A 24997-nucleotide genomic window follows, 5' to 3' on the forward strand; every position below is an offset into this window, starting at 1 on the left:
TAATCGTCACAAAAAGAAAAAATAAGTCGAAAAAGTAGTTGATTAACTACTTTTTTGGTTTTAAAAGTAAAACGTTCTTTGATAATGAGTTTTCTACAAACGTAAAACCTTGCGTTTATAGTAGTAACTCTATGGATTGAAAAATCCTGTGAAGAATTAGTATTAATCCATCTATACATAATTGTATGGATAAAAATTAACAAAATGGATAAAGAATTGATTATTCGATCTAGTTCCGATAATGTTGATTTTGCCTTATTAAAAGATGGAAAACTAATTGAATTACAAAAAGATGAAAGCAGTAATAACTTTTCTGTTGGCGATGTGTTTATAGCCAAAATACGAAAAGCTGTTCCTGGCTTAAATGCTGCTTTTGTAAATGTTGGCTACGAAAAAGATGCCTTTTTACATTATCATGATTTAGGGCCAAAACTGCCTTCTCTTTTAAAATTCACCAAACGTGTAAGCACAGGTAAACTAAAAGATTTTTCTTTAAAAAACTTTCCATTTGAAAAAGATATTGATAAAGGCGGCAAAATAAATGACGTCTTAAAATCAAATCAATCGCTATTAGTACAAATTGTAAAAGAACCTATATCAACCAAAGGACCAAGAATAAGTTCAGAGCTATCTATAGCTGGTAGATATATTGTTTTAGTACCTTTTTCTGATAGAATTTCTATCTCTCAAAAGATAGAGTCTAAAGATGAAAAAGAACGCTTAAAACGCCTTGTAAAGAGTATAACTCCTCAAGGTTTTGGTGTCATTGTTCGTACTGTAGCCGAAGGCAAAAAAGTAGCTGAGCTAGATAAAGATTTACAAAATTTGTTAGGTCGTTGGACCGCAATGTGTAAAAAGCTACATAAAGCGCATCATCCTAGTAAAGTGTTAGGCGAATTAAACAAAGCCTCATCGTTATTACGCGATATTTTTAACGACACCTTTACAAGCATTCATGTAGATGATGAAGAGCTTTACATTCAAATTAAAGATTACGTGCAAAAAATTGCACCAAAAAAAGAATCAATCGTCAAGTTATATCAATCAAATATCCCTGTTTTTGAAAAGTTTGGAATAGAGAGACAAATTAAAACCTCTTTTGGAAAAACAGTCTCTATGGCAAAAGGCGCCTATCTAGTAATAGAACATACAGAAGCCTTACATGTTGTAGATGTAAACAGCGGAAATAGGTCTAACAAAGCAAAATCTCAAGAAGATACAGCACTTGAAGTAAATCTTATTGCTGCTACTGAAATTGCTAGACAATTAAGACTGCGTGATATGGGAGGTATCATTGTAGTTGATTTTATTGATATGACTAAAGCCGAAAACAGAAAAACGCTTTACAATCATTTACGTGAAGAAATGAAAGATGATAGAGCGAAACACAAAATTTTACCTCCAAGTAAATTTGGTTTAGTACAAATAACCAGACAACGAGTTCGTCCTGAAATGAACATTAAAACTCGTGAGGAAAATCCTGACGCAATAATTAATGGGCAAGAAGTAGAAGCTCCTATTGGCATTGTACAAAAGATTACTCAAGATCTTGAACAACTAATTAAAAAAGACTATAAAAAGATGACTTTAAACACACATCCTTTTATAGCAGCCTTTATAACTAAAGGTTTTCCATCTATTCGTTCAAAATGGTTTTTTGAACATAAAAAATGGGTTAAAGTTTTACCAAGAGATGCTTACACGTATCTAGAATACCACTTTTTTGATAAAGATGGTAATCAAATTAAATAATAAAAAGCCCGACATTAATATTAATGTCGGGCTTTTTTATTTGTAATTACTGTAGTTATCTACTACTGTTGCGAAGCTGGACCTCCACTAACAATAATAAATTCAGAACGTCTGTTTAATTGATGTTCTTCTTCAGTACAGTTAGATCCACATTTTACTTTTGGCTCATTTTCTCCCATACCCATACCAGTAATTCTGCTTGCATCAACGCCTTTAGAAATTACATATTGTACTGTAGTTTTAGCTCGTCTATCAGATAATCTTTCGTTATATGAATTAGAACCTCTACTATCTGTATGAGATGTTGCTTTTATTACCATTTCTGGGTATTTTTTCATGATTTGAACAAGTTTATCTAACTCAAATGCAGCTTTAGCTGTGATGTTAGATTTGTCAAAATCAAAATAAATAGGTTGTAATTCAACTCTATCTTCAACAATAATCTCTTCTATTGGAGTTAAAGGAATTTGTACTGCTGTTTCTTCGTCTCTAGTTCCTTTTACAGTTACTTTATTACTTTCGTAACCATCAAGTGTTGCTTCAATTTCTGTGTCAGTTTCACACTCTACAATAAATTCAGCAATACCTTCTTCATTAGATAATTTAGAAGCTAATTTGTTTCCGTCGTTGTCTAAAATAGATGCCATAGCACCTTTTAGAACTTCTCCTGTGTTTGCATCTACAATAGTTGCCGTAATTAACACATCACAAATAGGTTGTAATTTTTTAAGTAAATAAATATCATCACTACCTTTTCCACCATCTCTGTTTGATGATACATAACCTTCTCCAGATTCTTCATTCATGTAAAAAGCAAAATCATCTGCATTACTATTTACTGGTATTCCTACGTTACGAATTGGTGCTAATTTACCATCAATTATTTTCGTATAAAATACATCTAGAGCTCCTAAACCTAAATGGCCATCAGAAGAAAAGTAAAGTGTTCCGTTATCACTTGAATAAGGGAATTTTTCGTTTCCTTCAGTATTTACTTTTTGACCTAAATTTACAGGCTCTCCAATGGTTCCATCAGATTTAATATCGGCTTTATAGATATCAAACATACCAAAACCTCCAGGCATATTAGACTGAAAGAATAGTGTTTTTCCGTCTACACTTACCGATGGGTTACTTACGTTATAATTAGGGCTATTGATGTGAAGTGGCTTTATATTACTCCATTTATCACCATCTTTTGTTGCCTTGAATAAGTGTAATACACTGTATTTTGTATTAGAAACACTATCTTTTTCAAATTCATTATCAAAAAAGCTTTCACGTGAAAAATACATGGTATCACCATTAGGTGAGAAAGAAACAGTTCCTTCATGATATTTAGTATTGATAGCTCCTTCTATTTGCTCTGCTTCTTGGTAAGAGCCATCAGATAGAATGTTTGATACATAAATATCTAAAAAAGGCTGATCATTCCATCCATAATTACGTCTGGCATTGTTTCTTGCTGTGGTGAAATAAAATTTACCATCATTTATAGCGCCTCCAAATTCTGATAATTCAGTGTTTATGTCTAAATTTTGAATATTGAATTTTTTACCTTTTTCTAAAATTTTAGGTAGGTATTCTGGATTTGCTTTGAAAGCAATAGCTCTGTCATCACCAGGACGCATATCAGCAAATTTATTCATTTGTACATTTGAAGCTTCATATTTTCCATTTGCTTTTAGCATTTGAGAATACTTGTATACAATCTCTGCATTTTGAGAAGTCTCTAATGCTTTTGCGTACCAGCGTTCAGCTTCTTCTGTGTTGAATATATTATAGTTTGCTTCACCTAATTGAGTATATACATAGGTATCGCCTTTTCCTTTTTCAACTAGCTTATTATAATCTTCTATAGCTTCAATAAACTCGAATTTGGCAAAATGCTTATCCGCAGACTGCGTTGATTTGTTTTGAGCAGTTGCACTTAAACTGCTAAATAATAATAGTGCAATAAATATTTTAAAGTTTTTCATTATGTTTAGCTTAAGTGATTAGAAATAACGAGGTGAACGTGACACTTTCTTTACGAAACTGAAATCGAAATTAATAAATATCTCGTGTGATGATGTTGTTGCTATATCCAAATCAGATTGCACATTATCATAAGCATATCCAATTCTTAAATTTGGAGAAATCATAAAATTAATCATCCCACTAAACGAATCTTCTAAACGATATCCTACACCTACTTCAACAATGTCATACATAAATAAGTTAGCATTAACATCAAAACTTACAGGAGCATCAAAAGCCATTTTAAACAAACCATGAGGCTTTAGTTTAAAGTTATCAGACAGATTAAATACGTAACCTGCAGCTGCAAATAAGTGTTGAGTTTCTGAACCTACTTTAGTACCATTTGTTGCATCTAAATGTACCGAATTGAGCATATTAGGCATAGATACAGAAACATAGTATTTATTAGGCTTGTATAAGTAAGCACCAGCACCAACATTTGGTGTTACGGCATCTACATTTTCTTGCAGAAATGGATCATTAGGATCTATTGCTGCAAGTGTAGTTAAACCTATTTTATGAAATGTTGCTCCGGCTTTAATACCTAAAGCAAGTTTGTGATCTCCACCTAGAGGTAGTGTATATGAGAAATCAGCATAAGCATTGTTTTCTCTTACAGGACCAATTTCATCATTGATAAATGATATACCTAACCCTACACGTTCACCAACAGGCGCATGTAAAGATAGTGTACCTGTATTAGGTGCACCATCTAAACCAACCCACTGACTTCTGTAAAGTGCTCCTATAGCAATACCATCAAATGATCCTGCATATGCTGGGTTAACCACGTTCATATTATACATGTACTGCGTATACTGCGGATCTTGTTGTGCTTGCATTTGCGATGCAAACAAGAAAAGTACGAGAATTATATATAGTCTTTTCATTATTATAATTTAGTTGTGTTAGTTTACTTGTTAATATATAGCCAAGATGTTCTTACTTCGTTATTTCCATACTTCATAACATAGAAGTATGTTCCTACAGGAAGCTCATCACCATTATCAGCGATACCTTCAAACTCTTTTATATAACCATTAGTTTTACTGTATACTTTAACTCCGTTTCTGTTAAATATCTCTAAACTTGTTACATCATAACCAGTTAAATCGAAGGTGTCATTAAAGCCATCTCTGTTAGGTGTAATAACTTCCGGGATTAATTTCATCAAACAGTTATCAGCTTGAATTGTTTGCTCATATACCATTGGGCAGTTGCCAGATGTTGTATACATTACTGTATAAGTTGCTCCTCCAGTTGCTTCTGTAATTTCTCCTGTTTCAGGGTTAATTACTGCATCGTCATTAGGTGTTTCACCAAACGAGAATACACCTCCTGTATCACCTGTTATAGTTGCGGTAATTACAACTGTTGTCTCATCACATTCAGATGTTAATGTAAATGTTGCATCTTCTTCAGGTAACACAACTAATTCTTGAGTTGATGTTGCTGGACACTCTCCTGCAGTGGTATACTCAATTGTATATGTTGCTCCTGGTGTTGCTCCAGTTACTTCTCCAGTAGTAGGGTTGATAACAGCATCATCGGTAGCTGCTGGGTTGAAAGCAAATGTACCACCTGTGTCTCCATTAATAGTTGCTGTACCTCCATCACATGTAGCTACTATTGTAAATGACGCATTCTCTTCTGGTAATACTACTAACTCTTGAGTTGATGTTGCTGGACACTCTCCAGCAGTGGTATACTCAATTGTATATGTTGCTCCTGGTGTTGCTCCAGTCACTTCTCCAGTAGTAGAGTTGATAACAGCATCATCGGTAGCTGCTGGGTTGAAAGCAAATGTACCTCCTGCATCTCCATCAATAGTTACTGTACCTCCATCACATGTAGGCGTTACTGTAAATGAAGCATCAAAATCACTACCTCCAAGATATTCAACAAGAACATCATCTGATACTGTTGATTGACCTCCTGTACATAAATCATAAGTTACTTGGAATGTGTAAGTCTCTGTTTCAGTAGGAGAAACAACAATGGTATCAGTATCACCAACTACGGTTCCATCTTCGTCTACCCATTCTAAAGTATAGTTAGGTGTTCCTGAAGGAGAGAATCTCCATGATTCAGGCTCATCAACAGTCCAAACTCCAGTATTTCTTCCTACAGGAGTTACCGCTTGTGTATCATCTACACTTTGTAAACCTATTACGGCAAGGCCGTCGTTCCAAGCTGTACAAGTTGGTTTACTAATAACATGGATATCTATATTATTTGATGATTCATGAAGGATGATTTGACTTGTAGACTCGTTAGAGCTACATTGAGTTCCAAAGTGACATACACCATTGTAATTTACAACAAACTGTCTGTATGGTGCAGAACCTAAAACTACATAGTCAATACTTCCACATACTGAAGGGTCTATATCATGGCCTACACCAAAAATATTTGCTTCAGAAACCGTAGTATTTGTTCCATTTGGTAATGTTGAAGGACCATCTCCGAAAGGTTGTAAATCCCATTCGTTGTAAGTTCCTGTATTTTCTACTTCAAAACTAATTACACCGTTTGACCCAATAACTACTTGATCATACGTACCACCATAGAAACAGAATTCAAAACCAAGGTCAATAACTTCAGACCATGTATCATCTACATCTATACTCGTTGGTGTTGCACCATCAACTGGTGGTGTAGGACAAGTGTCAATAGCGTTTATTTCATAATTTTCTGTATCCTGTCCATAAAGGTGGAAGTTTGCAGTAAGTGTAGCGTCAGGGTTTTCACAGTCTACTGTTTGATCTTCTCCTGCATAAGCAATAGAACAAGGGTTTGGTGGTGGTGGACATAAGAATGCTAATGGGTTACTAACTACCACACAGTTTTCGTCATTGGTATTAGCCACAGTAACCACTACGTTTGTACTTGCTGGATATGGCCCTAATATTATAATACCCGCTTCTAAAACTTCCTGGCTTTCACTTGGGTTTGCCGTGTCTGTTATTGTTAAAGAAGTTGCATCACCCATATCAGAAATATTAACTTCTACTTCAAAAGTGGGGTTACTTGGGTCTGTAGCACAATCTCCATTTACAATATCAAAAGATACAGTTTGTGGTAGACATGTTTGACACCAAACATCAAAATCCCATGGTTCTCTACTTCCACTAGAACAACTTACTGAACCATCTGCTTCAGCTAATACAACTATTCTATCTGTATTTGAAGTAAAGTTTAATCCTGCTAAATCTCCTCCATTTCCAGTACCTTCATAAATTACGGTTCCGTCTCCTTCTTCAATTCTAATAGTATCACAACATGCTTCTATGGTTCCTGAATTGAATAAAATATTTAATGGGAAACCTGAAGAGCTTTGGAAGCTATATAATTCAACATATTGATTGTTTCCGTTTTCATAACAATGTACGGTGTTTATAACTTGGCCATTCTCACAGTCTACAATTTGATTAGGGTCTGCTCTTACTGTGAAAGATTCTTCAGTACAACCTACGGCAGGACCGTTATCGTTGTAAGGTACAATAGTTACGTAGTAAGTTGTTTCGTAATCTAATGTTCCTAAATCATAAGTTAAAACATCTTCTACATCTACACCATTAAGAATTTCACTTCCGCCTTCTGTTGTTCCTACAGTAAGGTAATATCCATTAACAAGAACTGATGCAGGTGACCATGTAAGCACTACATCTTCATCAATATCTGACTCTCCATCTAATGGATAGGTTAATGAAGCGTTACAATTTGGCACAGCAGTAAGATCAATACATGACACATCAAAATCCCAAGTAACTCTACTTCCACTAGAACAACTTACAGAAGTATCTGCTTCCACAAAGACAACAATAGTATCTCCATCTGAATTTAATGAAAGTCCAGAAAGGTCTCCTCCGTTTCCAGTACCTTCATATATTACAGTTCCGTCTCCTTCTTCAATTCTTATAGTGTCACAACATGTTTCTATGGTTCCTGAATTAAAGAAAATATTTAATGGGTTACCATTTGAACTTACGAAACTATAAATTTCTTGATATTGATTGTTTCCGTTTTCATAACAATGAACGGTATTTATAATCTCATTAGCATCACAATCTACAACTTGATTAGGATCTAATCTTATTGTGAAAGATTCTTCTGTACAATCTACGGCAGGACCATTATCATTATAAGGTACAATAGTTACATAATAAGTTGTTTCGTAATCTAATGTTCCTAAATCATAAGTTAAAACATCTCCTACATCTTCATTTTGAAGAATTTCACTTCCGCCTTCTGTTGTCCCTACAGTAAGATAATAACCTGTAACAAATATTGTTGCAGGTGACCAAGTAAGCACTACATCTTCATCAATATCTGACTCTCCATCTAATGGATAGGTTAATGAAGCGTTACAGTTAGGTAACGCAGTTGTATCAACACAAGACACACTAATATCCCAAGGCGTATAATTAGTACTTGTTTGACAACTTCCTGTTCCATCTGAATCAATTGCTATTGCAATTGTACTTCCTGAAGACACAAATACTAAACCTGCTAAATTACCGCCGTTATCTCCTTGATAAAGTACAGAGCCATCCGAGTCAGTTACTATTATTTCATCCCATCCTGCTTCAATTTGTCCTGCATTAAACACTAATGCTAATGGTGAACCATCACTACTAGCGTAGTTAAATACCATTGGATCGTTATTATCATAACAATATACTGTATTAACCACTTCTCCAGTAGAGCAATCTACAACTTGATTTGGATCGTCTCTGGTTGTAAAAGTTTGTTCATTACAATTTTGTGCATCACCATTATCATTATAAGGCACAATAGTCACATAATAAGTTGTTTCATAATCTAATGTTCCTAAATCATAGGTTAAAACATCTCCTACATCCACACCATTAAGAATTTCTGTTCCTCCTGGCGTTGTTCCTACAAATAATGTATATCCATTAACAAGCACTGATGCAGCACTCCAAGAAATATCAGAGTTTTCATCCACATCTTCCTCTCCATTTGCAGGGCTTGTTAAAACAGCATTACAATTAGGAATTGCTGTTTCATCAACACAAGACACGTCAAAATTTAAAGGTGTAAAGTTATTAGATTCACAACTAGTGGAGCCGTCACTATCTATTTCTATATACATAAAACCACTTTCTGCAATCACAGACAAGCCAGCCATATTACCACCGTTATCACCATCAAACAATACTGTTCCTGTGTTATCAGAACCGTCATAAATTATAACAGAATCCCAGTTTTCTTCTATTTCACCTTCATTAAAAAAGACAACTAACGGTGCGTTATTAGAACTCTGAAAGTTCCAAGTCATTGTATCATCATCGGTATAACAATATACGGTATTAACTGGAATACCAGAATCACAATCAACTGGTGCATTAGGATCTGCGCCAGTAGTAAAAACAATTTCATCACAGCCTATTGCTGGACCATTACTATTGAATGGAGCTATATTTACATAATACGTTGTACCATACTCTAATGTTGGTAATGTATATGCGGTAGAAAGCCCAACGTTTTCATTATCTACTAATTCATTTCCTCCAGAAGTTGTTCCTACGGTAAGGTTATACCCAGTTGGAATCCCTGTTGCTGCTGTCCATTCTAAATCAGTATTTATACTAACACCATTTACATTTACAGGAGTAATAAGACTCACACAAGATGGAGGGTCTTCAACTAGCTGTGTAGCAGAGACATTGTCTATATAAACATAATAATTTCCTGAAAAATAGTTATTGCTTATTCTTAATTTGAAATCAGAACCTGTAGGCAAATCGGCTGCAGGGACAACAAAACTTATATTTGCACAATCGGGAGATGTAGCATGATTAACATCATTGATAGTACCTGCAGTAGTCCATGCACCACCATCATCAGTAGAGTACTGTACTAATATCTCACCCCAACCTGGTCCTGTTGCATCTGTTCCTGCTGACCAATCAACAACTTTGTAGTCAAAAGCTATTGTTAAATCAGTTCCATTAGATCCACCCACAATGTTTGGAGATGTTAGGTGTCCTGTTACGTTTGAGCTATCAAAATTCGCCCTTTGAGAAATACCGTCACAGACTTGAACTACCGCTCCAAAATAATCTCCAGAATCAGAGGTCCATCCTGTTGGTAAAGCAAGGCCTGCATCAAAATTCTCAACTAGCCCTACTTGAGAAAATCCAAAAAAGGATAGAAACCCAAATAAAATAGAAAGTGTAATTTTTTTCATTTGTTAATCAATAAGTTAGTTATAATTTTTCTTAAAAAAATGTTTTAAATCTTAAAAAAACAGCCGAAACGCCTTTTTTTTAAGGGTTGATAAGAATCAGCATATCTTAAAGTACTACTAATTACTTAATCCTCTAAAATTAAAAAAAAACTACTTGTTACATGTGTTAACATAAACTTAATAGATAAAACACTGTTTTCTTCGATGAATTGAGTTAATGTTCGTTTTTTAAAATTGGCAATATTTTAAATTTATGCAGTAATTATGATAAACAGCGCTTGATTGTAAACAAAAAAAAGCTTTTCAAATTCGTGAATTTGAAAAGCTTTTACATATAGTTAAAAATAACCTTTTTTTAAATATCATTAAGAAGTTTAGAAATCTCGTCAAGTTTTGGCGTTAGAATAACCTCTATACGTCTGTTTTTTGATTTACCTTCAGCAGTGTCATTTGATGCTACTGGCGCATATTCTCCTCTACCTGCTGCTGTTAAATTTTCAGGGTTAATAGCTGGATTTTCTCTTAAAATTTGAACTATTGCTGTTGCACGCTTTGTTGATAAATCCCAATTACTACTGATTTGAGAGTTTCCTTTGTATGGAACATTATCTGTATGTCCTTCTATTAATATAGCAATGTCTGGGTTTTCGGCTAAAACACTTCCTAGTTGTTTTACAGCTTGTTTACCTTTAGTTCCTACAGCCCAACTACCTGATTGAAACAGTAATTTGTTTTCCATAGAAACGTAAACCTTTCCGTTTCGTTGCTCTACAGTTAATCCTTTACCCTCAAAATCTGTTAACGCGCTAGAAATTGCATCTTTTAATTGTGTCATAGCTGCATCTTTTGCGGCAATAACACTTTCTAATTCCGCTACTCGGTTAGAGCGTTGTTCAAGCTCTTTTTTTAATGCTTCTAATCTTGTGTTTTCTGCTGCAAGCGCTGTTTCTTTTGCTTCTAGTTGCGCTAATAGTTCTCTATTCTTTTTTGCATTGGCAGCGATAGATGCTGAACTGTTTTTTTCTAATGCATCATATGATGCTCTTAAATTATCTAAATTAGCTTTTGTAGCATCATAATCTGCTTGTAACTTATCTCTTTGAGCGACTGTTTCATCATATCTAGATTGTAATGCTGCTAAATCATTTTGAGCTTTATTTAAGGATTCTGAAACATTTTCTTTGTCTCCTGATAATTGAGCGTTTTCTTTCTTTAAGGCATTATATTTACTTTCTAGGTCTTTATAAACTTTTGGCGAAACACATGAAAACATGGTTACTAATAGTGTTGCTAGAATTACGTTTTTTTTCATTTTACTTTTTTTAGATAAGGGTTTTAATTTTCAATTTCAACTAATATTGGACAATGATCACTGTGAACGGCATCTGATAGGATAACAGCTCGTTTTAATTTTTCTTGTAATGGTTCTGAAACCATAGCATAATCTAATCGCCAACCTTTATTATTTGCTCTCGCATTGGCTCGATAACTCCACCAACTATAATTATGAGGTTCTTTATTAAAGTACCTAAAGGAATCTATAAATCCGCTATCAATAAAATTACCAATCCATTCTCTCTCTACTGGCAAGAACCCTGAAACATTTTTATTTCTTACTGGGTCATGAATGTCAATTGCTTCGTGACATATATTATAATCACCACAAACTATAAGGTTTGGAATTGTTTTTTTTAGATCATTAATATAATCTTGAAACATATCCATGTATTCTAATTTGTGTTCTAGTCTTGCTATATTGGTTCCTGAAGGCAAGTACAAACTCATAATAGAAACATTATCAAAATCTACTCTAATATTTCTACCTTCAAAATCCATAGACTCTATTCCAGTACCATATTCTATATGATTTGGTTCTGATTTGCACAAAATAGCAACACCACTGTAACCTTTTTTTTGAGCCGAAAACCAATAATTAAATTTATAACCAGCTTCTTGAAATACATTTAAATCTAATTGCTCTTTTAAAGCTTTTATTTCCTGCAAACAAATAACATCTGGATTGGCACTTTTTAGCCAATCAATAAATCCTTTATTTATTGCTGCACGAACTCCATTAACGTTATAGGATATAATCTTCATCGATATTTTAAGAATTTGAGCTAAAATAAATAATGCTTTACATTTACACTATTAATTTAAAGCCCTTTTAACAAAAACTATTAACAAAATATTTTTAGGTTTACACAGTTAACTACCTAATGAAGCTATTAACTACATTATTTTTAACCTTTTTCAGCTTTTGTGCATTGGCTCAAGACTTGAACTCTAACTACAAAACAAAAACTGTTGCTGTAAGAGACTCTATTGCTATAGATAGTGTAAGTATAAACCCAAGTTTCTTTTCGTTAAAAGTTAACGATAGCACCTATTTAGACGATTCCTATTACACGGTTGATTATGCAAAATCAATTTTAACCTTAAAAAAACCTATAAAAACAGATTCGGTTACAATAAGCTATTTAAAATATCCTGAATACCTAACACGTACATACCAACAACTTAATGATGATGTTATTGTAAATAGTAGCGGGAAACTTCAAAAACTATACAAACTTTCTCAACCTAGCGAAAAAAACACCTTTACGCCTTTTGATGGTTTAACAACCTCTGGTAGCATTTCGCGTGGTATTATTGTTGGAAACAATCAAAACTCTGTATTAAACAGTGAACTTGACTTACAAATTACTGGAAAATTAAGCGATAAGGTTTCCTTGAGAGCCTCTATACAAGATGCCAATATACCCTTACAGGAAAGTGGCTATTCTCAACGGCTTGATGAGTTTGACCAAGTATTTGTAGAATTATTTAGTGACAATTGGAAAATACGAGCCGGTGATGTAGACCTAGAAAACACTAACTCCTACTTTGCTAATTTTAGCAAACGTGTACAAGGCTTGTCTGTAAACGCAAAACTAAATCACCCTGAATCTACTACCAACCTTTTTGCAGCAGGCGCGCTAGTAAGAGGGCAATTTACAACAAGTCAATTTGTTGCTCAAGAAGGAAATCAAGGACCATACAAGTTAAAAGGTCCTAATGGTGAACTCTACGTGTTAATTGTCTCTGGCAGTGAAACCGTTTACGTAAATGGTATTGCTTTAAAACGTGGTGAAAACGAAGATTATATTATAGATTATAATGCTGGAGAAATTATTTTTAACGCCACATTTCCTATTACTTCAGAAATGCGTATTACAGTTGATTATCAATATAGCGAACGAAACTACTCGCGTTTAGTTGTTTTTGGTGGCGGAAATTACTCAAGCGAAAAATTAAAAATTGGCGCCTCTATTTATAGTGAGAATGATGCTAAAAACAATCCGTTGCAACAAAACCTATCTAACGAACAAATAGAAATATTAGCAAACGCAGGCGATGACACTTCTCAAATGATTGCACCATCAATAACTCCAGAAGTTTACAACGAAAATAGGATTTTATATAAAAAAGAAATCATTAATGGCGTAGAAGCATTTGTGTTTTCAAACAATCCTGAAGACGAATTATTTAGCGTTAATTTCTCTCTTGTAGGAGACAATCAAGGTAATTATGTAGTAAGCAACATCAATGCCATAACAACCATATATGAATATGTAGCACCTATAGCTGGTGTTCCGCAAGGGAATTTTGAACCTATTATAAGACTTGTTGCTCCAACAAAATTACAAGTTGCCGTAGTAAACGGAAGTTACACGCCTTCAGAAAAAACACATATTGCTTTTGAAGTTGCTGGTAGTAAAAATGACTTAAACTTATTTTCAGATATAGATGATAGCGATAACGATGGCTTTGCTGGAAAACTTAAAATAGAGCAAGCTATAATAAAAAAAGATAGCCTTTGGAATTTAAACGCATATATTGACGGTGATTATGTTCAAGAAAACTTTAGATCTATTGAGCGTTTATATAATGCCGAATTTAACAGAGATTGGAATTTAGACCAATCTACAGGCATACAAGCTGTAACTAATTACGGGAATCAGTTTTTCTCTAAAACTGGATTACGTGTTTTTCATGCTCAAAAAGGGTATGCTAATTATCAATTTGAACACTTAAATTACTCTGAAAATTTCACAGGAAATAGACATGTAGCAAACGCAAATTTAATTTTAAATAAATGGCAAATCACCACAAATTCTAGCTTTCTCAATGCTACGTCAAACATCAATACATCAACATTTTTAAGAAGCTATAATAGAATTACCTATAGCTTAAAAAAAGCATGGGTTGGCACCAAAGTAGGACTAGAAGATAATCAGCAAAAAAACATAGAAACTGAAGCCTTTACTGCCTTAAGTCAGAAATATAAATCTTATGAAGTCTTTACAGGTATTGGAGACAGCACAAAAGTTTTTGCCGAAATTGGCTATAAGTATCGAGTAAATGACAGTATAAGAAATGGTACTTTACAAAAAGTGAATACCTCAAACACGTATTATATTGACACACGACTTATTCAAAACACCAAAACCAACCTATCTATTTACGCTAATTACAGAACCTTAAAAGATACTGATCCTAATATCGAAAAAGAACAATCATTCAATTCAAGATTACAATTTAGTCAGCGATTCATTGATCAGTTTATATTATTCAACACAGCATACGAAACCAATTCAGGAACACTACCTCAACAAGATTTTACCTATGTAGAAGTAGAACCAGGACAAGGTGCTTATGTTTGGATAGACTATAATAACAATGGTATTCAAGAAATAGAAGAATTTGAAGTTGCTCAATTTCAAGATGAAGGCAAATTCATTCGTGTGTTATTACCAAACCAAGTGTTTATAAAAACACATCAAAACAGATTGAGCTTAGCACTTACCCTAAATCCTATACAATGGTCTGGTTCAGAGAATGGATTCTTAAAAACGCTATCTCATTTTTACAATCAAACATCTTATTTGGTAGATAGAAAAGAAAAACGTCAAGGAAGCGCTTTTAATCTTAATCCGTTTTATGGCGAAGAAGACAACGAATTAGGACTACAGTCTAATTTTAGAAATGTTTTCTTTTTTAACCGAGGAAAACAACGTTACACATCATCATATACATTTTTAAAAAATGGCTCTCGTAACATTTTAACAGGTGGTTTTATTGAAAACTCACTTACAAGCCACAAGCTGAATTTCAACCATAAGTTTGCAAAAAACTGGCTAATAAACTTATCATCTAGTTTTGATATAAACGAAAGCGAAAGTGAAAATTTCTCAAGTAAAAATTACAAACTAGACGAATTGCGCTTTAACCCAAAGTTATCTTATTTGTTTAGTGATAATGCACAGTTTGATGTTTTTTATCAATACACCACAAAAGACAATACCATTGGAAATGAAGAACAATTGAAACAACAAAATTACGGCTTGTCATTTTCGTTTTCTAAAAATCAAAAAGCAGCGATTAGTGGAGAGTTAAACTATTTTTCAAATGATTTTACTGGAAATGCAAACTCACCAGTAGCTTATCAAATTCTTGAAGGTTTACAACCTGGTAAAAACTTTACGTGGACATTACTAATTCAAAAAAAACTGACCAAGTATCTTGATTTAAACGTAAGCTATTTTGGAAGAAAAACCGAGACAAGCAAAGTCATACATACAGGAAACATTCAGCTTAAAGCATATTTTTAAAAATACGTGCCTTAACAATTTGTGTAAAAGCATTAAAAAATGTATACTCCGCAGATAACATCAAACTGTATTCATGAAAGACTTTGTAATTATAGGCGCTGCACAAGCAGGGCTCTCTATGGCCTATTTTTTAAAAAAAAGCCAGAAAGATTTCTTAATAATTGACAAAGAAAACGAAATTGGCGCTTCTTGGCTTAACCGTTGGGATTCTCTAAAGTTATTTACACCAACAGAGTTTAACCACCTAACAGGTTTACCTTTTCCAGCACCAAAAGGACATTATCCTGATAAGTATGAAGTCGCTTCTTATTTTAAAAAGTATGTAAAAACTTTTGAGCTGCCTGTTCAACTAAACACACTTGCCAAAGGCATTGAAAAACAAGATAATTGTTTTGTTATAACAACCAATCAACAAGAAATAACTTGCAAACATGTTATTATAGCAACAGGTCCATTTCACATTCCTTACACACCAAGTTTTCACAACAACCTTTCAGAAACCATATACCAAGTTCATAGTAACTATTACAAAAGCCCTGATCAACTTCAAAAAGGCGCTACGCTTGTTGTTGGTGGTGGCGATAGCGGATTTCAAATTTTAGATGAGATTTCTAAAAACACAACAGAAACCACTTACTTTTCAGGAAACACTGACATTAGAACATTGCCTCAAGAAATATTAGGAAAAACGTTGTGGTGGTGGTTTACAAAAACAGGTTTTTTGAGTTTTAGCAAAAAGTCATGGATTGGCAAACGCATTAGCCAATCTAAACAACCTATTATAGGTACAGATGTTAAAGCCATTTTAAAACGTAACAATGTAGAAACTGTTGGTTACACTATTGATGCTGTAGATGACACAATAAAAACAACCTCTAAAAACCTAGAAAATGTAAAAAATATTGTTTGGGCTACTGGTTACAAACCTAACTTTAAATGGATAAAAAACATTGAACTTACAGATGATGGCTACCCAAAACACCACAGAGGAATTAGTACAACAAAAGGACTTTACTTTATTGGGCTACCTTGGTTACATACAAGAGGCTCTGCAACATTAGGCGGTATAAAAAAAGATGCGGCTTTTTTAGCTAAAGAGGTTTTGTGAAAACCGTTTAAAAATTTTTAATAGTATTTAATTTTACGAGACCAAACATACAAAGGCTCGTCATTGACTATTTTAGTGATTTTTGTCCAATTTCCCTTTTTCTCGAATTTGTATTTAAAGGCCATAGTTGTTGTGTTGTTATTCTCTAATAATATACTCTTAACAATAAATCCGCTTTTGTTATAAAACGTTTCTTGAGAACTGTAAAAGGATTTATCTACTGATGATCTTTTCTCTTGAAACACTTTTAACCCATTTTCATTATACCTATAATTTGTAATTCTAAATTTAGTTGAATCACTCGGCCTAAAGAACACTTTATAGGTTATTAATTTATTTAGCTCGTTATATTTATAAGTCTTTTTGGAATAAACGCTACCTTCTTCCTCAAAATAATTCAGTTCTAATATTTTATTTCCTCGTTTGTCATAACCATATTCATGCAAAGTATTTAATGAGTCTAAAAAATTTGATTTCTTATTTTCTAAATCTCTCAAATTGGGAATAAATTTTCGGCTTTTCTTAACAACATTGCCTTGATGATTCAAATCATAAACGATCGAGGGTCTATCTCCTTCTTCATCAATTATTCTCGTTTCAATTATCTTATTATTTTTATTACGTATGAAGTACCAATGAACAAAATCATTTGGTTCATCACTTATATAATAACTCATCGCAATTGGTTTATTAAAACTATTATAATGAAACTTGGTAAGCCAAAATTCATTGTTATAGTAAAATTCTTTTTCCTCTATAAGATTATTATTTTCATCATAAGTATATTTATATTCCCTTTTAAAACTCCCGTCTTTGTTATACCACGTTTCATTTTTAGGAAGTCCATTTTCTAAAAATTCTTTGTAATAGTTTACATAAAAAACCCAATGATAATTATACCAATACAAATAAAACCTACTCTTTATACCTTTAGGCGCAAAAATTGTTGCATGCCCATAATCGCCATCACCTCTCATAAAAACATAGTTCTGTTTATTTTCATTTAAAAACTCCACTTTCTCACTAACTGATTTTGGATTACCGTAAATGGTATCCAAATTTTGTTGAGAATAAACAGCCAAGGAAAACAACCAAAAAACAAAAACAAACAAACATCTCATAATCAATACAATATATAGAATAAAAATATAAAAATCACTAAATCAAATAAACACAATTGAGTGAAATAGCTCCTTCAATGAGTGAAACAAAAAAATCCCAAGTAAGTTTTACTTGGGATTTTGTTTATAATCATTCCTATACTATATAGTTATAAGAATTATTTCATTTTCATTAACCATTCTTTTACGTCAACTTCTTTTTTTATGATGTCGCGTAATTCTTCAACTTTAACACGTTTTTGCTCCATAGTATCTCTATGACGTATGGTCACTGTATTGTCTTCTAGGCTTTCTCCATCTACAGTAATACAAAATGGTGTACCTGCTGCATCTTGACGACGATAACGTCTACCAACGGCATCTTTTTCATCGTAAGTCACATTAAAGTCCCATTTTAAATCATCTACAATATCTTTTGCCATTTTTGTTAACGCTTCGTCTTTTCTTACTAAAGGTAAAATGGCTGCTTTTATAGGCGCTAATACTGCTGGTAATTTTAATACAGTTCTTGTACTTCCATCTTCTAAAGTTTCGTCTTGTAAACTATTTGAGAACACAGCTAAAAACATACGATCTAAACCAATAGAGGTTTCTAAAACATATGGTGTATAGCTCGTATTATCTTCATGATCAAAGTACTGAAGCTTTTTACCAGAAAACTCTTCATGTTGTTTTAAATCGAAATCTGTACGTGAGTGAATACCTTCTAGCTCTTTAAATCCGAATGGGAATTTAAATTCAATATCTGTTGCGGCATCAGCATAATGCGCTAGTTTTTCATGGTCATGAAAACGGTAATTTTCTTCACCTAAACCAAGTGATTTATGCCATTTAAGACGCGTTTCTTTCCAGTAATCAAACCATTCTTTTTGTGTTCCTGGTTTGATAAAATATTGCATTTCCATTTGTTCAAACTCACGCTGACGGAAAATAAATTGTCTTGCTACAATTTCGTTTCTAAAAGCTTTTCCTGTTTGAGCAATACCAAAAGGAATTTTCATACGCCCTGTTTTTTGAACGTTTAAGAAGTTTACAAAAATACCTTGTGCTGTTTCAGGACGCAGGTATAAATCCATGGCGCTATCTGCACTTGCTCCTAGTTTGGTTCCAAACATTAAGTTAAACTGCTTAACGTCTGTCCAGTTTTTAGAGCCTGTTAAAGGATCGGCTATTTCTAGTTCTTCTATAAGTGCTTTTACATCAGCTAAATCTTCTTTTTCTAAAGATTGCCCTAAACGCTTAAGAATGGTATCAATTTTTTCTTGATAACCTAATACTCTTCCGTTTGTTGATACAAACTCGTCTTTATTAAAAGCGTCTCCAAAACGTTTTTCAGCTTTTTTGACTTCTTTATCTATTTTAGCTTCAATTTTTGCACAATAATCTTCTACAAGAACATCTGCACGATAGCGTTTTTTAGAGTCTTTATTATCTATCAACGGATCGTTAAATGCATCGACATGTCCAGAAGCTTTCCAAGTAGTAGGATGCATAAATATTGCGGCGTCTATACCTACAATATTATCATGCATTTGTACCATGGCTTTCCACCAGTAGTCACGAATGTTTTTCTTTAACTCTGCGCCATTTTGTGCATAATCATACACAGCGCTTAATCCGTCATAAATCTCACTACTTTGAAATACATATCCGTATTCCTTTGCATGAGATATTACTTTTTTAAATTGATCATCATTGTTTGCCATAATGCAAAAATAAAAAACCGCTCCAACTAAAGGAACGGTTTTTCAAAAAATAAAGTGGGTTAGTTAATTGAGTGCTATTTTTGTAGACCCTAATTTGTTTTGGTTATGAAATACATTTACTAAATAATTTCCTTTTATCAGGTTATTATCAATAACTACATTCATTTTTGTGCAAGTTTCTAAATCGGTGTTTGTGTAATTTATTTCAGTCTTACCTGTATAAATTAGTGACTTTTCTCCAAAATTGACAACACCTCTATTTGCCACAACGTTATTATTTGGGTCTATTATTTGTATATAAATATCTTTTCCTCCTTGTGGTGTTAAATTATTTTTTAATAAGGTAAAGCAAACTTCAATATGGTCTGCTTTGTTAGCTTTTTCAGTTTCTGATACGCTTTTAGAGCTTACGGTATGTAATGCTTTAGCTTGTATTTGTAACACCGCTAGATTTTGAGCTTCAAGTAAGGTTTTAGAAAGCTTTTCGTTTTTAGATTCTAATGAAGAAATATAGGCTTGTTGAAGCGCTAATTTTTCAGAAACAGCAAGTACTTGATCGCTTAAAACTTTGTTTTGATGATTTGCTTCTTGAATTTTACTTAATAGCAAAGCATTCTCTTGTTTTAGAGTACTTAATTTACGGCTAATTTTAGATATTAAAGGAACACTGGTTTTAGCTGCTATTAAAGAATCTAAAACAGCTTGAATTTTAGATTTTGATTGTTGCAACTCTTCTGATAGCACTTCATTTTTAACAGTGACTTTATCATATAAAGCTATCATCTCTGATAGTTCTTTTTGAACAAAGCGACGCTCTTGCTCTAAAAACACTTCATGATCTTTAAGTGTGTTATAACTTGAAAAGCTATATGACCCTAATACAACAAATGCTATTACCAAAGTACCAATAATTAATCTGTAGTTAAAAAATTGAGGGTTAACTATCATCATAATTAATTTTACTCTGCGAAGCTATGACTTATCTTGTTGTTATCAGATTTTAATCGACAAACAGAAAAAAAAATTGTTAAACATATTAAACAACAACCATAAACAACTATATATCAACATCATCAATAAAAATATTTAATATATTTAGTTGTAAATTATCATCATGTTATCTGCCATAATCAATTTATTTTTTCCAAAAGTATGCTATGCTTGTAATGGGCTTTTACATGATCATGAAAGTTACATTTGCACAACATGTAGGCATGATTTACCTGTTACAAATTTTCACTTTAATGATGATTTAACAGTTTCAAAAACCTTTTATGGCAGAGCGGTTATTGAACAAGCAACAGCTTTATTAAGGTTTACAAAAAAAGGAATCACCCAAAAACTGATACACAATTTAAAATATAAAAACCATGAAGAAATTGGTGTTTTTCTTGGAGATTGGCTTGGTAGTGAATTAAAAACTATTGAAAGCTATAAAAACATTGACATAGTGATTCCTGTACCATTACACAAAAAGAAATTAAAAAAAAGAGGGTACAATCAAGTTGCTAAATTTGCACAACAAATAGCAAAAGCTTTAGATGCTGAATACACAAGCTCTGTACTAATAAAAGTAACTAACACAGCTTCTCAAGTACATAAAAACAGATTTAGTAGGCTACTAAACACTCATGAAATATTTGTAGTAAAAAATAATTCTGAAATAGAAGGCAAGCATATATTACTAGTTGATGATATTATTACAACTGGAGCCACATTAGAAGCTTGCATCAATGTATTAAGCAATGCAAATAATGTTAAAATAAGTATTGCTACAATGGCAATTGCTCAATGAGTATTTCGTTACTAACAAATATGTTGTTTCTTTGTAAAAATTTCAAACGGGTATAATGAAAAAAACGCTATTAAATTTCTTCGGCTTTTGCCTTATTAGCATGTTAATAATTAATTGTGCAAATCGCGGTAACCCTAGCGGCGGACCAAGAGACACAACTCCGCCTGAAATAACAAAATCTGAACCTAAAAATTATTCTACAAATTTTAATAACAATGAGATTAAAATTTACTTTGATGAGTATATAAAAATCAAAGATGTTCAGCGCCAACTTATAATTTCACCACCAATGGATCCAAAACCAGTGATTACTCCATTAGGCGGTGCTAGCAAACGTATTACTATAAAAATACTAGACACATTATCTCCCAATACAACATACGCCTTTAATTTTGGAAACAGTATTGTTGATAATAATGAAGAAAACCCTTACCCATATTTTAGATATGTTTTCTCTACAGGAAGCACTTTAGATTCTCTTACGGTAAAAGGAACCATAATAGATGCTGAACTTCGCAAGCCTGACAACTTTGTTTCTGTTATGCTTTATGAAGTAGATTCAACCTTTAATGACTCTGTCGTTTACAACAAGTTACCACGTTATATAACTAATACATTAGATAGCACAACTGTTTTTTCTGTTGAAAATATGAAACCAGGAAAGTATATGATGGTTGCTATAAATGATAAAAATCAAGATAATAAATTTCAACCGCAAAGTGACAAAATAGCCTTTAGTGACACATTCATTGATGTTCCTACAGACTCAACGGCTTTCTTTACATTAAAGTTATTTAATGAGGAACTTACTCCTAAAATTATAAGACCAAGATTACTTTCTGGAGAAAAAATAGGTTTTGGATTTCAAGGAAACTATAATGACATGAGCATTAATATACTTTCAGAAGTTCCTGATGACTACGAATACAGAATCACAAAAGACCAAAAAACAGACACTCTAAACTACTGGTATAAACCTAGATTGGAAAACACAGATTCATTAATTTTTAATGTAAGTAATAAAAAAGGATACTCTGAAGACTTTACCATAAGAATCAGCGAACAAAAGCGAGACACTTTAGCTTTAAAGGCTGAACCAACAGGTACAATTAAGTTTTATGAAACGTTTAAGATATATGCATCAACACCTCTATCTAAAATAGACGAAGAAAAAATAAAAATTCTAGATAAAGACTCATTAAATGTAGCATTTTCAGCAACTTTAGATTCTTTAGAAAACTCATATGCAATACATTTTGAAAAATCTGAAGAAAACAAATACGCTATTCAAATTTTACCGGAAGCCTTTACTGATTTTTTTAACGACACCAATGACTCTCTATACTTTAACCTAAACACGAAATCTTATTCAGATTACGGCAACGCTCGTGTAACGTTACAAAATGCCGTATACCCAGTAATTGTTCAGTTTGTTGATGAAAAAGGTGAGGTTAAATATGAGAAATTTAGCGAAAAAGCCGAGCCTTTAGATTTTAGAAATATGGAGTCTGGAGACTACTTTTTAAGGGTTATTTACGACTCTAATAAAAACAAAAAATTTGACACCGGTAATTACCTTGAAAAGCGACAACCAGAGCGTATTAGCTATGCTAAAGAAATTGTTGAAATAAGAGCTTTTTGGGATCAAGTAGTAGATTTTACTCTAGAGTAAACAGATCTCTATCTTGTAAAAACTTCAATTTGTTTCTATAAAAATTTATATGATTTCGCTCTAGAATTACAGTCTCTGTATAAGCTTTGTTTGGTCGTAATGCAGTTATACTTGTTCCTAAAACATCATAAACAGCAGAATGCCCGCAATACTCATTTTGTTTTTCATCATAACCAACTCTATTTACTCCAATAACATAGCACATATTTTCAATAGCTCGTGCCTTAAGTAATGCATCCCAAGCTGCAATACGAGGCTTTGGCCAATTGGCAACATAAATTAAAACATCATAGTCATCAGTGTTTCTAGCCCAAACAGGAAAACGCAAATCATAGCAAACCATTAGGCATAGTTTCCAACCTTTATAAGTTACAATTTGTTTTTTAGTTCCAGATGTATAAACTTTATCTTCACCTGCTAGTGTAAACGTGTGTCGCTTATCATAAACTTCTAATGTTTCATCAGGCTTAACAAATAACAACCTGTTATAATAACATGCATCCTCTTCTATAACTAAACTTCCGGCAAGAGCAATATTATGAGTTTTTGCTATAGTTTTCATCCATGAAACGGTATCACCGTTCATCGTCTCTGCTACAGATTTGGCATTCATAGTAAAGCCTGTTGTAAACATTTCTGGAAGCAAAACAACATCAACCTCATTAGGAAGTTGTGCTATTTTATTTTCAAAATAAGCTCTATTTTCTATAGGGTTTTCCCAAAATAATTCTGCCTGTATAAATGCTACTTTAAGTTGATCTTGCATCATGTTTATCTATATTTTATTTAATATTTCTGCAGCTTGCTTTAACGTCTCATTAGTTTTAGCAAAACAAAAACGCAACATGCTATCGTCTTTTTTGTTTTCGTTAAAAACCGACAAAGGAATAGCCGCAATTTTATGCTCTTTAGTTAGGCGTTTTGCAAATTCCACATCATTTTCCTTTGTTATTTTAGAAAAATCTAAAACCTGAAAATATGTTCCTTTTGCTGGAATAAAATCAAAACGAGAATCTTTTATAAGCTCTAAAAACAAATCGCGCTTTTCTTGATAAAATCCTGATAATTCCAAATAACGACTCGGTTCTTGAAGGTAATCAGCCAAACCTTTTTGCATTGGGTGATTTACTGAAAATACATTAAACTGATGTACTTTTCTAAACTCAATCATTAAGTCTTTTGGTGCACAACAATAACCCATTTTCCAACCGGTATTGTGAAATGTTTTCCCAAAAGAGGCTGTTATAAAGCTTCGTTTTTTTAATTCTGGAAACAAACAGACACTTTGATGAGATTCATTATCAAAAATAATATGTTCATACACTTCATCACTCAATACAACAATATCTGTATTAGCCGTTAGTTCTTGTAATTTTAGCAAATCGGTTTTTGTTAAAACCGTACCACTTGGGTTGTGTGGTGTATTAATGATTATCATTTTTGTTTTTGCAGAAATCTTGCTTTTAACAATATCCCAATCTATACAATAACTTGGTGCGTGTAATTGTATAGGAATTGTTTTTCCGTTATGTATGGTAATAGCTGGTTCATAGCAATCGTAAGCAGGCGTGAAAATTATTACTTCGTCATCAGCTCTAACAAATGCTGATATAATGGTATAAATAGCTTGAGTAGCACCTGCTGTAACGGTAATTTCATCTTCAGGATGATAACTGGTATTGTATAGTTTTTCATATTTGTTTGCTATGGCTTTAAGCAATTCTGTATTACCAGGCATGGGCGCATACTGGTTGTATCCTGATTGCATAGCTTTTGTGACAAAGTCTATAAGTTTTTTGTCACTTTCAAAGTTTGGAAACCCTTGAGACAAGTTAATAGCCTGATGCTCTTTAGCCAGCGCACTCATTACAGAGAAAATAGTTGTACCTAATTGCGGAAGTTTTGATTTGTGTTGCATAATGCTAAATATAATCAGTAATAATGACATTA

General features: G+C 32.9%; 15 protein-coding genes. 5 read left to right on the forward strand and 10 right to left on the reverse strand.

The features are described 5' to 3' along the window. Positions 1 to 204 precede the first annotated feature (204 nt). Complete coding sequence (locus ACN5J3_RS05720; protein WP_417290587.1) at positions 205 to 1752, forward strand: Rne/Rng family ribonuclease; 1548 nt, start codon at positions 205 to 207, stop codon at positions 1750 to 1752. Positions 1753 to 1814: 62 nt separating this feature from the next. Here ACN5J3_RS05720 and ACN5J3_RS05725 read toward each other — a convergent pair whose 3' ends face one another. The 5 genes from ACN5J3_RS05725 to ACN5J3_RS05745 form a co-directional block, all read right to left on the reverse strand. Next, entirely contained in the window at positions 1815 to 3731 is a 1917-nt protein-coding gene (locus ACN5J3_RS05725; RefSeq protein ID WP_418511078.1) for an OmpA family protein, read from the reverse strand. A gap of 18 nt (positions 3732 to 3749) precedes the next feature. After that, positions 3750 to 4664: a type IX secretion system membrane protein PorP/SprF gene (locus tag ACN5J3_RS05730; protein ID WP_418511079.1), complete on the reverse strand. Its 915-nt coding sequence runs from the start codon at positions 4662 to 4664 to the stop codon at positions 3750 to 3752. 23 nt (positions 4665 to 4687) lie between these two features. Then, positions 4688 to 9991 carry a gliding motility-associated C-terminal domain-containing protein gene (locus ACN5J3_RS05735; protein ID WP_418511080.1) on the reverse strand — a complete coding sequence of 1768 codons (5304 nt, stop codon included), beginning with the start codon at positions 9989 to 9991 and terminating at the stop codon, positions 4688 to 4690. A gap of 355 nt (positions 9992 to 10346) precedes the next feature. Beyond that, positions 10347 to 11303, reverse strand: coding sequence for an OmpA family protein (locus tag ACN5J3_RS05740; protein WP_418508615.1), 957 nt, complete (start codon positions 11301 to 11303; stop codon positions 10347 to 10349). A 23-nt stretch (positions 11304 to 11326) separates the two neighbouring features. Beyond that, entirely contained in the window at positions 11327 to 12091 is a 765-nt protein-coding gene (locus ACN5J3_RS05745; protein ID WP_418511081.1) for an exodeoxyribonuclease III, read from the reverse strand. Between the two features lie 119 nt (positions 12092 to 12210). On the opposite strand from ACN5J3_RS05745, the gene ACN5J3_RS05750 reads away from it, so the two are divergent. After that, on the forward strand, positions 12211 to 15645 hold the full coding sequence (locus ACN5J3_RS05750; protein ID WP_418511082.1) for a hypothetical protein: 3435 nt from the start codon (positions 12211 to 12213) through the stop codon (positions 15643 to 15645). 73 nt (positions 15646 to 15718) lie between these two features. Continuing rightward, complete coding sequence (locus ACN5J3_RS05755) at positions 15719 to 16753, forward strand: flavin-containing monooxygenase (RefSeq protein WP_418511083.1); 1035 nt, start codon at positions 15719 to 15721, stop codon at positions 16751 to 16753. A 17-nt stretch (positions 16754 to 16770) separates the two neighbouring features. On the opposite strand, the gene ACN5J3_RS05760 is transcribed toward ACN5J3_RS05755, so the two are convergent. The 3 genes from ACN5J3_RS05760 to ACN5J3_RS05770 form a co-directional block, all read right to left on the reverse strand. Continuing rightward, positions 16771 to 17811 (reverse strand): hypothetical protein, encoded by a 1041-nt coding sequence (locus tag ACN5J3_RS05760; RefSeq protein ID WP_418511084.1) that lies wholly within the window; start codon positions 17809 to 17811, stop codon positions 16771 to 16773. Positions 17812 to 18032: 221 nt separating this feature from the next. Continuing rightward, a complete protein-coding gene (locus ACN5J3_RS05765; protein WP_417290578.1) occupies positions 18033 to 19580 on the reverse strand; it encodes a glycine--tRNA ligase in 1548 nt (515 codons plus the stop codon). Between the two features lie 63 nt (positions 19581 to 19643). Continuing rightward, positions 19644 to 20531, reverse strand: coding sequence for a hypothetical protein (locus ACN5J3_RS05770; RefSeq protein ID WP_418511085.1), 888 nt, complete (start codon positions 20529 to 20531; stop codon positions 19644 to 19646). A 163-nt stretch (positions 20532 to 20694) separates the two neighbouring features. Here ACN5J3_RS05770 and ACN5J3_RS05775 point away from each other — a divergent pair, with 163 nt between their 5' ends. Both ACN5J3_RS05775 and ACN5J3_RS05780 read left to right on the forward strand, forming a co-directional pair. Further along, complete coding sequence (locus ACN5J3_RS05775; protein WP_418511087.1) at positions 20695 to 21375, forward strand: ComF family protein; 681 nt, start codon at positions 20695 to 20697, stop codon at positions 21373 to 21375. A 100-nt stretch (positions 21376 to 21475) separates the two neighbouring features. Further along, positions 21476 to 23047 (forward strand): Ig-like domain-containing protein, encoded by a 1572-nt coding sequence (locus tag ACN5J3_RS05780; RefSeq protein ID WP_418511088.1) that lies wholly within the window; start codon positions 21476 to 21478, stop codon positions 23045 to 23047. Here ACN5J3_RS05780 and ACN5J3_RS05785 read toward each other — a convergent pair. Next, positions 23034 to 23813 (reverse strand): amidohydrolase, encoded by a 780-nt coding sequence (locus ACN5J3_RS05785; RefSeq protein WP_418511154.1) that lies wholly within the window; start codon positions 23811 to 23813, stop codon positions 23034 to 23036. The two genes, ACN5J3_RS05780 and ACN5J3_RS05785, sit on opposite strands and share 14 nt — an antisense overlap. 9 nt (positions 23814 to 23822) lie before the next feature. Then, the gene (locus ACN5J3_RS05790) at positions 23823 to 24965 is read right to left on the reverse strand and encodes a methionine aminotransferase (protein WP_418511089.1); all 1143 of its coding nucleotides are present in this window, start codon (positions 24963 to 24965) and stop codon (positions 23823 to 23825) included. Positions 24966 to 24997 lie beyond the last annotated feature (32 nt).

It is taken from the genome of Corallibacter sp., assembly GCF_048381695.1.
Classification (GTDB): domain Bacteria; phylum Bacteroidota; class Bacteroidia; order Flavobacteriales; family Flavobacteriaceae; genus Corallibacter; species Corallibacter vietnamensis.